Annotated in this window: 14 protein-coding genes; 9 read left to right on the top strand and 5 right to left on the bottom strand. The window is 69.7% G+C overall.

Annotated elements, in window-relative coordinates; all coding sequences use genetic code 11:
* The first annotated feature begins 30 nt into the window (after positions 1–30).
* The 8 genes from AWB92_RS11510 (at position 31) to AWB92_RS11475 (ending at position 7,908) form a co-directional block, all read left to right on the top strand.
* The gene (locus tag AWB92_RS11510) at positions 31–615 is read left to right on the top strand and encodes a DUF1707 domain-containing protein (RefSeq protein WP_085185630.1); all 585 of its coding nucleotides are present in this window, start codon (positions 31–33) and stop codon (positions 613–615) included.
* 98 nt (positions 616–713) lie between these two features.
* A complete protein-coding gene (map, locus tag AWB92_RS11505) occupies positions 714–1,571 on the top strand; it encodes a type I methionyl aminopeptidase (protein WP_085185628.1) in 858 nt (285 codons plus the stop codon).
* 19 nt (positions 1,572–1,590) lie between these two features.
* Positions 1,591–3,087 (top strand): cobyric acid synthase, encoded by a 1,497-nt coding sequence (locus AWB92_RS11500; protein ID WP_085185626.1) that lies wholly within the window; start codon positions 1,591–1,593, stop codon positions 3,085–3,087.
* A gap of 59 nt (positions 3,088–3,146) precedes the next feature.
* On the top strand, positions 3,147–3,698 hold the full coding sequence (locus AWB92_RS11495; protein WP_068186558.1) for an alpha/beta hydrolase: 552 nt from the start codon (positions 3,147–3,149) through the stop codon (positions 3,696–3,698).
* Positions 3,699–3,709: 11 nt separating this feature from the next.
* A complete protein-coding gene (locus tag AWB92_RS11490; RefSeq protein WP_085185624.1) occupies positions 3,710–5,062 on the top strand; it encodes a glutamine synthetase family protein in 1,353 nt (450 codons plus the stop codon).
* Entirely contained in the window at positions 4,986–5,771 is a 786-nt protein-coding gene (locus AWB92_RS11485; RefSeq protein ID WP_085185622.1) for a gamma-glutamyl-gamma-aminobutyrate hydrolase family protein, read from the top strand. Before AWB92_RS11490 ends, AWB92_RS11485 begins: the two co-directional genes overlap by 77 nt.
* Positions 5,768–7,135, top strand: a complete 1,368-nt coding sequence (locus AWB92_RS11480) for an aldehyde dehydrogenase family protein (protein WP_085185620.1) — start codon at positions 5,768–5,770, stop codon at positions 7,133–7,135. Before AWB92_RS11485 ends, AWB92_RS11480 begins: the two co-directional genes overlap by 4 nt.
* Positions 7,135–7,908, top strand: coding sequence for a 3-oxoacyl-ACP reductase (locus AWB92_RS11475; RefSeq protein WP_085185618.1), 774 nt, complete (start codon positions 7,135–7,137; stop codon positions 7,906–7,908). Before AWB92_RS11480 ends, AWB92_RS11475 begins: the two co-directional genes overlap by 1 nt.
* Here AWB92_RS11475 and AWB92_RS11470 read toward each other — a convergent pair.
* Positions 7,895–8,737, bottom strand: coding sequence for a PPE family protein (locus tag AWB92_RS11470; protein WP_085185616.1), 843 nt, complete (start codon positions 8,735–8,737; stop codon positions 7,895–7,897). The two genes, AWB92_RS11475 and AWB92_RS11470, sit on opposite strands and share 14 nt — an antisense overlap.
* A gap of 697 nt (positions 8,738–9,434) precedes the next feature.
* Between AWB92_RS11470 and AWB92_RS11460 the strand changes: the two genes are divergently transcribed.
* Positions 9,435–9,935 (top strand): SRPBCC family protein, encoded by a 501-nt coding sequence (locus AWB92_RS11460; RefSeq protein ID WP_085185614.1) that lies wholly within the window; start codon positions 9,435–9,437, stop codon positions 9,933–9,935.
* Between the two features lie 27 nt (positions 9,936–9,962).
* Here AWB92_RS11460 and AWB92_RS11455 read toward each other — a convergent pair whose 3' ends face one another.
* Genes AWB92_RS11455 through hypD form a run of 4 tightly spaced genes read right to left on the bottom strand, consistent with a single transcriptional unit; the run spans position 9,963 to position 13,676 of the window.
* Positions 9,963–11,081 carry a nucleotide pyrophosphatase/phosphodiesterase family protein gene (locus AWB92_RS11455; RefSeq protein WP_085185612.1) on the bottom strand — a complete coding sequence of 373 codons (1,119 nt, stop codon included), beginning with the start codon at positions 11,079–11,081 and terminating at the stop codon, positions 9,963–9,965.
* Between the two features lie 30 nt (positions 11,082–11,111).
* On the bottom strand, positions 11,112–11,756 hold the full coding sequence (locus AWB92_RS11450; RefSeq protein ID WP_193791398.1) for a hypothetical protein: 645 nt from the start codon (positions 11,754–11,756) through the stop codon (positions 11,112–11,114).
* Between the two features lie 49 nt (positions 11,757–11,805).
* Entirely contained in the window at positions 11,806–12,540 is a 735-nt protein-coding gene (locus tag AWB92_RS11445) for a DUF6390 family protein (RefSeq protein WP_277622288.1), read from the bottom strand.
* Positions 12,537–13,676: a hydrogenase formation protein HypD gene (gene hypD / locus AWB92_RS11440; protein ID WP_085185610.1), complete on the bottom strand. Its 1,140-nt coding sequence runs from the start codon at positions 13,674–13,676 to the stop codon at positions 12,537–12,539. The genes AWB92_RS11445 and hypD overlap by 4 nt, the downstream gene beginning before the upstream one ends.
* Between the last annotated feature and the right edge of the window lie 10 nt (positions 13,677–13,686).

Genomic DNA, 13,686 nt, shown 5'->3' with positions numbered 1-13,686 from the left:
GGGGGCTCCAACAGCGGTAAATTTGCGATCATGACCGATACCGGCGGGGACATGCTGGCGTTACGGGTCTCCGACGCCGACCGGAACGGCACGATGCGGCGGCTGCACAATGCCGTCGCGCTCGGCCTGATCGACATCGACGAGTTCGAGCAGCGCTCGACCCAGGTGTCCTACGCGCGCACCCGAAGCGAGCTGGACGGGCTGGTCGGTGACCTGCCCGGGCCCGGCGCGTTCGTCTCGTCCGCGGCCGACCGGGTGGAGCTGCGCGGCTGGGCCGGGTCGCTGAAGCGCCACGGCGAGTGGACCGTGCCGACCAGGCTGGCGCTGGTGCGCCGACTCGGCTCGGTGCACCTCGACCTCACCCGGGCCCGGTTCGCGGGGCCGGTGGTGATCATCGAGCTCGACATGCGGTTCGGCTCGGTGGAGGTCCGGTTGCCCGACGGCGCCAGCGCCTCGATCGACGACGTCGAGGTCTACGTCGGCAGCGCCAGCGACCGTCGCAAGGGCGCGCCCGGCGAGGGGACGCCGCATGTCGTGTTGACGGGCCGGGTGGTGTGCGGGTCGCTGATCATCCGCGGGCCGCGGCGCTCGCTGTTGCGCCGCCGCTCTGGTTGATCGGGCTTCGCGGGTGAACCTGTGGCGCCCCACGCTCACACTCGAAGCCGCTGACGCACACGCGCCGCGCCGGGCGAGCGCCTATTAAGCTGGCCTGCATGCCAGCTCGCACCGCGCTTTCTCCCGGGGTGATATCGCCGACTCTGCCGGTGCCCGGGCGCATCCCCCGCCCCGAGTACGTCGGCAAGCCGACCGCGCAGGAGGGCAGCGAGCCGTGGGTGCAGACGCCCGAGGTGATCGAGAAGATGCGCGTCGCCGGCCGGATCGCGGCCGGCGCCCTGGCCGAGGCCGGCAAGGCGGTCGCGCCCGGGGTGACGACCGACGAACTCGACCGGATCGCCCACGAGTACATGATCGACAACGGCGCCTACCCGTCGACGCTGGGCTACAAGGGCTTCCCCAAGTCGTGCTGCACGTCGCTCAACGAGGTCATCTGCCACGGAATCCCCGACTCGACGGTGATCGAGGACGGCGACATCGTCAACATCGACGTCACCGCCTACATCGACGGGGTGCACGGCGACACCAACGCGACGTTCCTGGCCGGCGACGTCGCCGAGGAGCACCGGCTGCTCGTTGAGCGCACGCACGAGGCCACGATGCGCGCGATCAACGCCGTCAAGCCGGGCCGCGCGCTCTCGGTGGTCGGCCGCGTCATCGAGTCGTACGCAAACCGGTTCGGCTACAACGTCGTTCGTGATTTCACCGGTCACGGCATCGGCACCACCTTTCACAACGGGCTGGTGGTCCTGCACTACGACCAGCCCTCGGTGGCGACGGTCATCCAGCCGGGAATGACGTTCACCATCGAACCGATGATCAACCTCGGCGCGCTGGACTACGAGATCTGGGACGACGGCTGGACGGTGGTCACCAAGGACCGCAAGTGGACCGCCCAGTTCGAGCACACCCTGCTGGTCACCGACACCGGCGCCGAGATCCTCACTTGTCTCTGACGCGAGCAGACACAGCAAGGTGAGCGGGGCTCTGCTGGTCGCGGGCACCAGCTCCGACGCCGGTAAATCGGTGGTGGTGGCGGGCCTGTGCCGGTTGTTGGCGCGCAAGGGGATTCGGGTGGCGCCGTTCAAGGCGCAGAACATGTCCAACAACTCGGTGGTCACGGTCGAAGGCGGCGAGATCGGCCGCGCCCAGGCGATCCAGGCGCGCGCGGCGGGGCTGGAGCCCAGCGTGCGGTTCAACCCGATCCTGCTCAAACCGGGCGGCGACCGCACCTCGCAGCTGGTGATCCGCGGCCAGGTCGCCGAGTCGGTCACTGCGGCCGGCTATTTCGCGCACCGCGACCGCCTGGCCGGCATCGTCGCCGACGAATTGTCCAGCCTGCGAGCCGAATTCGACGCGGTGATCTGCGAGGGCGCCGGCTCGCCGGCCGAGATCAACCTGCGGGCAACGGATTTGGCCAACATGGGGCTGGCCCGGGCCGCGAACCTGCCGGTGCTTCTGGTCGGTGACATCGATCGCGGCGGGCTGTTGGCGCACCTGTTCGGGACGGTCGCGGTGCTCGAGCCCGAGGACCAGGCGCTGATCGCCGGCTTCGTCGTCAACAAGTTTCGCGGCGACCCCGCGCTGCTGGAACCCGGTCTGCGCCAGCTGCACACCCTGACCGGCCGCCCGACCTACGGGGTACTGCCCTACGCCGAGGAGCTCTGGCTGGACGCCGAGGACTCGCTGTCGGTGGTCGCGAGCCGCGTCCTCGGCTGGCCCGCGCCGCCCCGCGGCGATCAGTGGCTGCGGGTCGCCGCGATCCGGCTGCCCCGCATCTCCAACTCCACCGACGTCGAGGCGCTGGCCTGCGAGCCCGGCGTGCTGGTGCGCTGGATCACCGATCCCGCCGACCTGGCCGACACCGACCTGATCGTGATCCCCGGCAGCAAGGCGACCGTCGCCGACCTGTCGTGGCTGCGCGAACGCGGCCTGGCCGGCGCGCTCGTCGACCACGCCCGGGCCGGCAAGCCGGTGCTGGGCATCTGCGGCGGCTTCCAGATGCTGTGCCGGCGCATCGAGGACACGGTCGAATCCGGTGCGGGGGAGGTCGCCGGGCTGGGCCTGCTCGACGCCGACATCGCCTTCGGCAAGGCCAAGGTCCTGCGGCGCTGGCAGCGGCCGCTCTCCGGATACGAAATCCACCACGGGCGGCTCTCCCGCTGCGCCGAGGACACCTGGTTCGAACAGGAATCCGAACCCCAGGGCGTCGTGCGCGGCGCCATCTTCGGCACCCACTGGCACGGCCTGCTCGACAACGACGACTTCCGCCGGGGCTGGCTCACCCGGGTCGCCGACGCGGCCGGCCGCGGCGGTTTCGTCGTCGCCGGCACCGACGTCGCCGCGCGCCGCGACGCCCAACTCGACGCGATCGCCGACCTGCTGGCCGCCCATCTCGACGTCGACGCGGTCCTCGGGCTGCTCGACGGGCCGCCGCCGCGACCGTTCATTGCCAGTGCGTTACGGCAGTAGGAGAGGAGGAAACCTCGCGCACGCTGGCCTTTGACAGGTAACGTGCGTGAGTGCACTCGATGATGACCACGCTCGACGGATTTCCCGTTCCGGTGTCCGTAGCCGGGCCGGAGAAGGGTGTCGTCGTCGTCATCCTCGGAGACCAGCAGCGTTCGCCGGTCGCCTACGACGCGGTGTGCGAACGCCTGCATACCGCCTCGCTTCGCACGGTCGTCGTCGGCCTCGACCCGCGCCTGACCGCGAAATCGGTGGTCGGCATCCTCGACTCGCTGGGCATCCGCTGGGCCGTGGTCTTCGGCGACCGGGCCGGCGGTGAGCTCGCCTGGGAACTGGCGGCCACCCGGTTGGGCCGGTTCGTCGGCCTGGTCGTGATCGACCGCGGGCATCCGCGGGTGGCCGACCCCAACGGCGTGGTGCTCGACGAGCACTGCCCGCCGGTCGAAATCGGCACCACCGTGCTGGTCAGCTCGCCGGCCGCCAAGGCCGTGGCGGACGCGAGCCAGCGGTACGTCTATGCCGAATACCGCGTGGTCGACCTCGGCCGGCGCACCGTGCAGGAGTCGACGGCACAGCTGGCCGCCGAGATCGTCCTGCGCACCAGCACGTGGTAGCGCCTTCCACCATGCTCACGTTGGCCGCGCTGGACGAGCTGGTGGGCGGCGGCGCGGTGGACACCGTCATCGTGGCGTTCGCCGACATGCAGGGCCGGCTGGTCGGCAAGCGCATGTCGGCACGGCTCTTCGTCGACGAGGTCGCCGCGCACGGCGCCGAGTGCTGCAGCTATCTGCTCGCCGTCGACGTCGACATGAACACGGTGTCCGGCTACGCGATGTCGAGCTGGGAAACCGGCTACGGCGACATGGTGATGACACCGGACCTGGCAACCCTGCGCCTGGTCCCGTGGCTGCCAAGCACCGCCCTGGTGATCGCCGACCTCGGCTGGGCCGACGGCGGTGAGGTCGCCGTCGCGCCCCGGGCGATCCTGCGCCGCCAGCTCGCCCGGCTGGGCGAGCGCGGCCTGGCCGCCGACATCGCAACCGAGCTGGAGTTCATCGTGTTCGACGAGCCGTACCGCCAGGCGTGGGCGAGCGGCTACCGCGGGCTGACGCCGGCCAGCGACTACAACATCGACTACGCGATGCTGGCGTCGTCGCGGATGGAGCCGCTGCTGCGCGACATTCGGCTGGGGATGGAGGGCGCGGGCCTGCGGTTCGAGGCCGTCAAGGGCGAATGCAACCGGGGCCAGCAGGAAATCGGGTTCCGCTACGACGAGGCGCTGGTCACTTGCGACAACCACACCATCTACAAGAACGGCGCCAAGGAGATCGCCGACCAGCACGGCAAGAGCCTGACGTTCATGGCGAAATACGATGAGCGGGAGGGCAATAGCTGCCACATCCACCTGTCGCTGCGAGGGCCGGACGATACGGCCGTGTTCGACGACGGCGCCCGCCCGCACGGCATGTCGGCGACGTTTTGCGGTTTCCTCGCGGGCCTGCTGGCCACGCTGCGGGAACTGACCCTGTTCTACGCGCCAAACATCAACTCGTACAAGCGATTCGCCGACGGCAGCTTCGCGCCGACCGCGATCGCGTGGGGCCTGGACAACCGCACCTGCGCGCTGCGGGTGGTCGGCCACGGGCGCAACCTGCGGGTCGAATGCCGGGTGCCCGGCGGCGACGTCAACCCGTACCTCGCTGCGGCGGCGCTGATCGCCGGGGGGTTGTACGGTATCGAACGGGGCATCGAGCCGCCCGCGCCCTACACCGGGAATGCCTACGAGGCAACCGACGTCGACCGGCTGCCCGGCACGCTCGCCGAGGCGGCGGCGCTGTTCGAAGGCTCGGCGCTCGCGCGGGAGGCCTTCGGCGACGACGTCGTCGCGCACTACCTGAACAATGCCCGCGTGGAGTTGGCGGCGTTCAACGCGGCGGTCACCGACTGGGAGAGGATGCGAGGGTTTGAACGGCTATAGGCGCCCCGTCGTCGGCCTGACCAGTTATCTCGAGCAGGTGCGGACCGGGATCTGGGATATCCCCGCCGGTTACCTGCCCGCCGACTACTTCGAGGGCGTCGTCATGGCCGGCGGCATCGCGGTGCTGCTGCCGCCGCAGCCCGCGGACTCCGAGGTCGTCGATCGCCTGCTGGACAGCCTGGACGCGCTGGTGATCACCGGCGGCTACGACGTCGACCCGGCGGGCTACGGCCAGGACCCGCATCCGGCCACCGACTCGCCGCGCACGGACCGCGACGCCTGGGAGTTGGCGCTGTTGCGCGGCGCACTGGACCGCGGGCTGCCGGTGCTGGGCATCTGCCGCGGCGCGCAACTGCTCAACGTCGCGTTCGGCGGGACCCTGCACCAGCACCTGCCCGACGTCCTCGGCCACAACGGCCACCGCGCCGGCAACGGGGTGTTCAACCGGTTGCCGGTGCGTACCGTGGCGGGCACGCGCCTGGCCGCGTTGATCGGGGAGTGCGTCGACGCGCCCTGCTATCACCACCAGGCCATCGACAAGGTCGGTGACGGCCTGGTGGTCAGCGCGATGGACCCCGACGGCGTGGTGGAGGCCGTCGAGGTGCCCGGCGAGTCGTTCGCGCTTGCGGTGCAATGGCATCCGGAGAAATCGCTCGACGACCTGCGGCTGTTCAAGGCGGTGGTGGAAGCCGCGCGGGTCACCCGATGACGGCAACGCAACTGGTCAACCCCGCGACCGAGGAAGTGCTGCGTTCCGTCGAGCTCTTCGACGCCGCCGCCGTCGATGACGCCGTGGCGCGCGCCCGCGTGGCCCAGCGACGCTGGTCGCGGTTGGCGCCGGCCGGGCGAGCGGCGGCCCTGCGGGCGTTCGCCGCCGTCGTCGACGCCCACGTCGACGAGCTGGCCGCGCTCGAGGTGGCCAACTCGGGGCACCCGATCGCGTCGGCGGAATGGGAGGCCGGCCACGTCCGCGACGTGCTGATGTTCTACTCGGGCAGCCCGGAGCGCTTGTCCGGCAAGCAGATTCCCGTCGCCGACGGCATCGACGTCACCTTCAACGAACCGCTGGGCGTCATCGGCGTGATCACGCCCTGGAACTTCCCGATGCCGATCGCGTCGTGGAGCATCGCCCCCGCGCTGGCCGCCGGCAACGCCGTGCTGGTCAAGCCCGCCGAACCGACGCCGCTGACCACGATGCGGCTGGGCGAGCTGGCGGTCGAGGCGGGGCTCGATGCGGACCTGCTCCAGGTGCTGCCCGGTAAGGGCGCAGTGGCGGGGGAACGGCTCGTCACCCACCCGGACGTGCGCAAGGTGGTGTTCACCGGCTCCACCGAGGTGGGCAAGAGCGTGATGGCGGGCGCGGCGGCGCAGGTCAAGCGGGTGACGCTGGAACTCGGCGGCAAGAGCGCCAACATCGTCTTCGCCGACTGCGACCTGGAGCGCGCGGCGGCGACCGCGCCCGCCGGAGTGTTCGACAACGCCGGGCAGGACTGCTGTGCGCGCAGCCGGATCCTGGTGCAGCGCAGTGTGTATGACCGGTTCATGGAGTTGCTCGAGCCGGCGGTCAAGGCCGTCGTCGTCGGCGACCCCGCCTCCCGCGACACCGAGATGGGGCCCCTGGTGTCGGGCGCGCACCGCGACAAGGTCGCCTCCTACGTGCCGGACGACGCACCGGTCGCCTTTCGGGGCACCGCGCCGTCCGGTCGCGGATTCTGGTTTCCACCAACGGTTCTCACCCCGCAGCGCGACGACCGCGCCGTCACCGAGGAGATCTTCGGTCCCGTCGTCACCGTGTTGGCGTTCGACGACGAGGACGACGCCGTCGCGCTCGCCAACGACACCGCCTACGGGCTGTCGGGATCCATCTGGACCGACGACCTGTCCCGGGCCCTGCGGGTGTCGCGGGCGGTCGAGTCCGGCAACCTGTCCGTGAATTCGCACTCGTCGGTCCGCTACAACACGCCGTTCGGCGGGTTCAAGCAGTCCGGGCTGGGCCGCGAGCTGGGCCCCGACGCGCCATTGCATTTCACCGAGACCAAGAACGTGTTCATCGCCGTCAAGGAGGGCTCGTAATGGACCTGTCGCAGCGGCTGGCGGGCCGGGTCGCGGTGATCACCGGCGGTGCCGGCGGCATCGGGTTGGCCGCGGCACGGCGGATGCGCGCCGAAGGCGCGAGCATCGTCGTGGGCGACGTCGACCGCGACGCCGGCGCGGCCGCCGCCGAGGAACTCTCGGGTTTGTTCGTGCCGACGGATGTTTCGGACGAGGACGCGGTCAACGCGCTGTTCGACGCCGCCGCCGAGGTCTACGGCTGGGTCGACATCGCATTCAACAACGCCGGCATCTCACCGCCCGAGGACGACCTGATCGAGAACACCGAACTTCCGGCGTGGCAGCGGGTGCAGGACGTCAACCTCAAATCGGTCTACCTGTGTTGCCGGGCCGCGCTGCGGCACATGGTGCCCGCGCAGAAGGGGTCGATCATCAACACGGCGTCGTTCGTCGCGGTGCTGGGGTCGGCCACGTCGCAGATCTCCTACACCGCGTCCAAGGGCGGGGTGCTGGCGATGTCGCGGGAGCTGGGCGTGCAGTTCGCCCGGCAGGGCATCCGCGTCAACGCGCTGTGCCCCGGACCGGTCAACACCCCACTCCTGCAAGAGCTTTTCGCCAAGGACCCAGAACGCGCGGCGCGCCGGCTGGTGCACGTGCCGGTGGGCCGATTCGCCGAGCCCGACGAAATCGCCGCCGCGGTGGCGTTTTTGGCCAGCGACGACGCGTCGTTCATCACCGCATCGACGTTCCTGGTCGACGGCGGCATCAGCTCCGCCTACGTCACCCCGCTCTGACGGCCGGGTGGCGCAGCCGCGCCATCGCCATTGCCCACGCCCGTGGCACCGAGAGCCCCCCGATCGACGCCCCGCGTCCGAAACTGGCCAACGGTCCGACGCGGGCCGGCTTCCGGACGAGCGAGCACAGAGCCGCCCTTTTGTTGAGGGCGCTGAGGTATCCGATCGCGGGGCCCGACGGTGCGCACAGGGAACTCAGCCTGGACAGCGCCGAGGTCACCGGCGACAGCGACGCCTCCAGGGGCGTCAGCGGCGACGCCGAAAATGCCTGCAGCGCTCCGGGAATGGCCGATATCACTCGACCGCCGGCAGACACGACGTCCGGCGCCGAGCGCAGCGCCCAGGGACCGGCCGTCGCGCCCCGATATCCCGGCGGCGAGCTGAACGGGACCAGCGTCGCCGCGTCGGCCGCGGCGCGGGCGTAGGCGTACATGGCGTCGGCGTCGCGGGCCCACATCTGCTCGTACTCGGCGTCGACTGCCGCGATGGCCGGGCCGCTTTGCGCAAGGCAGTTCCGGCGGCCCAGCGACCTTTGCTGCGCGCGGTTGGCGGTGATCGCCGGTGGGGGAACGGTCGCCGCCACCGCCGAATCGTGGGCTCTCGCCGCCGCCGCGGCCTGGGCGCCCGCCTGCTCGGCGCGCGCCGCGGCAGCGTTCAGCCAATTCACGTAAGGCGCCGCGCCCTCCAGCATCGGCGTCTGCGCCGCCGCCGCATAAAGCCCCGCGGCAAGCCGGTCCCAGGCCGTGGCGGCCTCCGCCATCGATCCCGCGCCGGGGCCCGAACGAATCAGCCCGGAGTTGATCTCCGGCGGAAGCGTCGCGAAATCCATTACCACCTCTCCGCCCGAATGCACCCGAATGCCCGAACCCACGGAATCTTCCCTGATATACGTGCCAGGGTTACAGCCAGTTCGCTCCCATAACGGCGAGTGAGCTGTGAAAACGCTCTGCGCCGACTTTGAAAACAGGTGCTTTCATTTTTGGGTGACTGCGAAGTAAGGTTGACATAACCAGCGGTGCAGTCGGGGGCGGCGCTAACCTGCAAGCGAATATCACGGGGGACGAAAGTTGTATGCGGCCACCTGCCGCCACTGCGGCAGGGAAATTCTCCAGCACCCTTCGGGCGTGTGGATCCCTCGGGATGGCTCCATGAAAAGCGACCCCAATGGCATCTATTGCCCGGTCTCAGCCGGCTTGCGCCGCCCCCGGATGCTGCATGAACCCATGCCTTCCGACTTGGCGGGGGCGCCCCGGTGGCTGTCGCCGGATACTTCCCGCGTTCGGGCCAGCGCGGGTGTGGGCAGCGACTCCAAGCGCCGACGCATCCGGCGGCCGCGTGTCCCTGAGGCCGTCCGGATGCGCCTCGGGCGTGCGTTCGTTCGGCTGAAGGACCTGGCGCGGTTGCGCATGGCCTGGTGGTGACTCGGTTTCGCCCGCCACGCCGCGACGAATCGGCTATACAGTTCTTCCGGAGATGGACGCAGCAGTTCGACGGGTGAGGGCACCTGACGCTCCGAGGAGATTCACATGTTCACCTGCGAACCGGTCGACCTTGATTTCCTGACCACAGCGCCTATCCGCTTAACCGCCTCCGTCCATGTGGCTCGGCCACCAAGCGAGGTCTTCGCGGCGTTTGCACACGACCCGGCGAACTGGGGTGAGTTTTTCCCCGGTTTCGATAAGACGGGCCGCTATCACACGCCGAGGCCACACGGTGCCGGCTCGCGATGTACCAAACGGGTGATCGGGATCAAGGTAGAAGAGACGGTGCTCGCTTGGGATGGAGGTGCCCGCTTTGCGTTCCGTGTCGACGGCACCAGCGCGCCGGCGTTCTATGCCTGGGCCGAGGAGTACCGCTTTGAGCCGTCTGCCAAAAACGGCACGCTGTTGCACTTTGCAATCGGCTGTAAACCTCGGCTGGCTTTCAAACTCGCCAAGCCTGTACTACCGCGCGCCATGACGTTCGTTCTTAATCGTGCGGGCCGCAACATTGAACTCGGTCGGCGGTTCTCGACGAACAACCCGTGATGCAAGGCGTTGAGCTTTTGTCGACAGTCAGCGGCGAAAAACGATTAATGGAATCGCCATCTCGACCGGGGTCGCCCCGCCGTGAAAGCCGATGAGGCGGGCGGATTCCGGGGGCTCGTGGGCGGTCGCCAGCACGGCGGTGTCGCCGGTGCAGACGACGACGACGTCGCCGATCCGCGCCAGGTGCGCCGGGTCAACGGGCCCGAACATGCCGGTGGCCACCGCGTGCTCGCGGTCGTAGACGTCCGCCCGGCCGTCGAGCGTCTCGGCCCACGCGGTCCGCACGTCGGCGGCGGCGCCCGGGTCGGTGTGTAGGTAGCGCACGCGCGGCTCGCCGGCGACCACGCGCACCCCGGTGCCAAGCCGTGGGTCGGTGTCGAGGTCGACGCGGGACTCCGGGGGGACGTTGAGGCCGCCGTGGTCGGCGGTCACCAGCAGCGCCGCGTTCGGCGGCAGGGTGTCGACGAGCCGGGTCAGCAGGGCGTCGACGCGCACCGCTGCCTCGTGCCAGTGCTGAGATCCGATGCCGAACAAGTGGGCGGCGGTGTCCAGGTCGGCGATGTAGCCGAAGACCAGGCCCGGACCCGCCTGCACCTCGTCGGCCACCAGCTGGGCGTAGTCGTCGGTCGGTTGTGTCGGGCGGAAGCGCGCGCCGCGGTACGCCGCATCGGTCAGCCCGCTGCCGATGAACGGCGCGGGCAGCACCGCCCGCGCGGCGATGCCGGCCCGCTCGAGCCGGCCGAACCAACTCGGCAGCGGCTGCCATTCGGTATGGGGCGGGTCGTCGCGCCACACGATGTGCGTGAGCACCCGGTCCGTGCCGGGCACATTGAGCGTGAACCCGAGGATGCCGTGCTCACCGGGCCGCGCGCCGGTGCCGAGCGACACCAGGCTGCTCGGCGTCGTCGAGGGAAACGTGCAGGTGAGTTCGGTCAGGTTTCCGGTCTCACCCGCCAGCACCGAGGCCAGCAGCGGCGCGTCACCGGTCAGCTTCGGTAGCAGGTGCCAGCCCATCCCGTCGACCAGCACGACCGCGACGCGGTCGACGGCGCCGACGGATTCCGCGAGGCCCAAGCGGTCGGCCCCGTCGGGGGCGCCGAGCAGGGCGGCGGCGGCCGGCAGCACGTCGCAGATCGAGCCGGGCACGACGCCCAGTCTGGCACGAGCCAGACGGTCTCAGTTGATTCGGCGCACGTTCTGGGCAACCACGGTGGAACCGTCCCAACGGAGGTCGGCCTTCATCTCCACGGTCCCGCAACACATTGCCTCATTCGGACCGGTGGTCATCCACGTCACATGCACGACATGGTCCGAGATGGACAGATCGGTCACGACTTCCCTGCCGCCGTGGGTGAGGTCGTCGAGGTCGATTCCACCCAGCCGCGTGGGCCCGGTTTTTGAGAGCTGCGGGCCCGCGGTGTAGAGCTGCACGATCTCCGGCCACCCGACTCCACCGGCATTGCAGTAGATGACCATGGCGGCGTCGCCTCCGCGCCCGGTCAGGTCGCCAAACGCGACCTTGTAGGCGCCGGTGTTGTAGTTCAACGCGATGCCGACGTGTCCGGGATGCCCCTCTTGTGGCGGCAATTCACCGCCTCTCAGTTGGCCCGGATCGTGCTCGCACAGCCCCGGGACGGGCGCGCGCTGCAAGTATTCGAAGGTGACCGCGCCCTTGCCGGGCACGCGCGACGTGGTCGTCGGACTGGTCTTGGGCATCACCGTTGCGGGCGCTGTCGTGTGCGCGCACGCTGCCACAGCGGTCGCCGCGGCGATCAGCGCGAGCATGGTGATGGCCCGCTGACGGTACGAAGTTGTGCTCATGTGCACAGCGTCCGGCGGGCGGCTTGCCTAATCCTTGCGCGATTCTTGCCTAAACATGCGCCAGCCGTTGGCTGGTCAACCGCAGCTGACGGTCGGTGCTGTCGGCGAGCGCGTGAACCTGCTCGGGTGTCAGCCGGCCGCACAGCCGGCCCCAGTGCACCGCGACCTCGTCGCCGACGGCGACGTCGGGCACGGCGCTGTACCCGTCGGCCCAGACGTCGAGCGGTCGCACGGCGGGCTCGGACAGGGTCAGGGCCAGGCCGTCCCAGAGCAGCTTCCGGCACGACACCTCGACGTCGTCGTTGTGGCGGGAAACGACTGTGCCCCAGGTGATCCGGCAGTTGTCCAGCACGCTCAGCGGGTGCTCATCCATGCCACGCCCCAAAAACCGGGTCCACGGATACACGCCGAACACGTGGAAGCAGTGGTTGGCGGCGGCCTCGTGGCCCAGGTCGGGGGTGAGGTGCGACCAGTACCTGCCGGCCTGCGGGCCGATGATGTCCAGCAGCGCGTCGAAGAACGCGCCCGGATCCAGGCCGGCGCCGAGACCGCCGCCGAGCCAATAGGATTCGACGAGCCGGTAATCCAGCGGGTCGGCGATGCCGGTCAGCCGGGATAGGACCCGTAGATAGGGCCAGGCCCCGGAAAATCCCGTCGCCGCGCGGCGCACCTCGTCGACGGATCCGTCGCGCAGGGTGGCCCCGAGCGGGGGCCCGCAGTAGCCGAGGGCGTTGGGGGCGTACGCGTAGCGGGCGAACATCTCGGCACCGCGGATGTCGGTCAAGTGCGCCCCACCAGCTTGACCGCGTCGCGGTGCATGCGGCCGAAGTTGTAGTAGGCCGCGCACGCTCCCTCGGGCGACACCATGCACGTGCCGATCGGCGTCTCGGGGGTGCACGCGGTGCCGAAAACCTTGCACTCCCAAGGCTTCAGCACGCCCTTGAGCACCTCGCCGCACTGACAGGCCTTGGGGTCGGCGACGCGCACGCCGGGCATCGCGAAGCGCAGCTCGGCGTCGAACTCTGCGAAGTCGTCATGCAGCCGCAGCGCGCTCTGCGAGATGAAGCCCAGCCCGCGCCATTCGAAGTGCGGGCGCAGCGCGAACACCTTGCCCATCAGCGCCAGCGCCGCGGGGTTGCCGCGCTCGGGCACCACACGCTTGTATTGGTTCTCCACCTCGCAGCGGCCGTCGCGGATCTGGGTCAGCAGCATCGCGACCGCCGCGAGGATGTCCAGCGGCTCGAAACCCGCCACTACCAACGGCTTTCGGTACACCGCGGGCACGAACCGGTAGGGGCGGTTGCCCACCACCGTCGACACGTGCCCGGGTCCGATGAACCCGGACAGCCGCAAGTCGGGGGATTCCAGAATGGCCTTGATCGGCGGGACGATGGTGACGTGGTTGCAGAAGACGCTGAAATTGGGCAGACCCAGGTCGCGGGCGCGCACCAGTGTCACCGCGGTCGACGGCGCGGTGGTCTCGAAGCCGATGGCGAAGAACACGACTTGCTTGTCGGGGTTGTCGACGGCGATCTTCAGCGCATCGAGCGGCGAGTAGACGAACCGCACGTCGGCGCCGCGCGCCTTGGCGTCCAGCAGGCTGCCGTTGGACCCGGGCACCCGCATCATGTCGCCGAAGCAGGTGAAGATGACGTCGGGCTGGCCGGCCAGCCACATCGCGTCGTCGATGCGGCCCATCGGGATCACGCAGACCGGGCAGCCCGGGCCGTGCACCAGCTCCACGTTGTCGGGCAGCAGGTGTTCGATGCCGTGCCGGTAGATGGTGTGCGTGTGCCCGCCACACACCTCCATGAACTTGAACTGTTCGCCACCGTCGCCAGCCAAGCGCGCCAGGCTGTTTATGGCGCCCAGCAGCTTGCGCGCCGCGGCCGGATCACGAAACTCGTCAACGAATTTCATAGCAGTTCCC

This window comes from Mycobacterium sp. IEC1808 (genome assembly GCF_002101935.1).
Lineage (GTDB): Bacteria > Actinomycetota > Actinomycetes > Mycobacteriales > Mycobacteriaceae > Mycobacterium.
Note: the sequence above shows the minus strand (reverse complement) of the source record. Positions and strands in the feature narration are given on the sequence as shown.

Bases quoted from the DNA above. Each gene is read 5' to 3' on its own strand.
- AWB92_RS11510 (WP_085185630.1), top strand. From the start codon at position 31: ATGACCGATACCGGCGGGGACATGCTGGCGTTACGGGTCTCCGACGCC.
- map (WP_085185628.1), top strand. From the start codon at position 714: ATGCCAGCTCGCACCGCGCTTTCTCCCGGGGTGATATCGCCGACTCTG.
- AWB92_RS11495 (WP_068186558.1), top strand. From the start codon at position 3,147: ATGATGACCACGCTCGACGGATTTCCCGTTCCGGTGTCCGTAGCCGGG.
- AWB92_RS11490 (WP_085185624.1), top strand. From the start codon at position 3,710: ATGCTCACGTTGGCCGCGCTGGACGAGCTGGTGGGCGGCGGCGCGGTG.
- AWB92_RS11485 (WP_085185622.1), top strand. From the start codon at position 4,986: ATGCCCGCGTGGAGTTGGCGGCGTTCAACGCGGCGGTCACCGACTGGG.
- AWB92_RS11480 (WP_085185620.1), top strand. From the start codon at position 5,768: ATGACGGCAACGCAACTGGTCAACCCCGCGACCGAGGAAGTGCTGCGT.
- AWB92_RS11475 (WP_085185618.1), top strand. From the start codon at position 7,135: ATGGACCTGTCGCAGCGGCTGGCGGGCCGGGTCGCGGTGATCACCGGC.
- AWB92_RS11470 (WP_085185616.1), bottom strand. From the start codon at position 8,737: ATGGATTTCGCGACGCTTCCGCCGGAGATCAACTCCGGGCTGATTCGT.
- AWB92_RS11460 (WP_085185614.1), top strand. From the start codon at position 9,435: ATGTTCACCTGCGAACCGGTCGACCTTGATTTCCTGACCACAGCGCCT.
- AWB92_RS11450 (WP_193791398.1), bottom strand. From the start codon at position 11,756: ATGAGCACAACTTCGTACCGTCAGCGGGCCATCACCATGCTCGCGCTG.
- hypD (WP_085185610.1), bottom strand. From the start codon at position 13,676: ATGAAATTCGTTGACGAGTTTCGTGATCCGGCCGCGGCGCGCAAGCTG.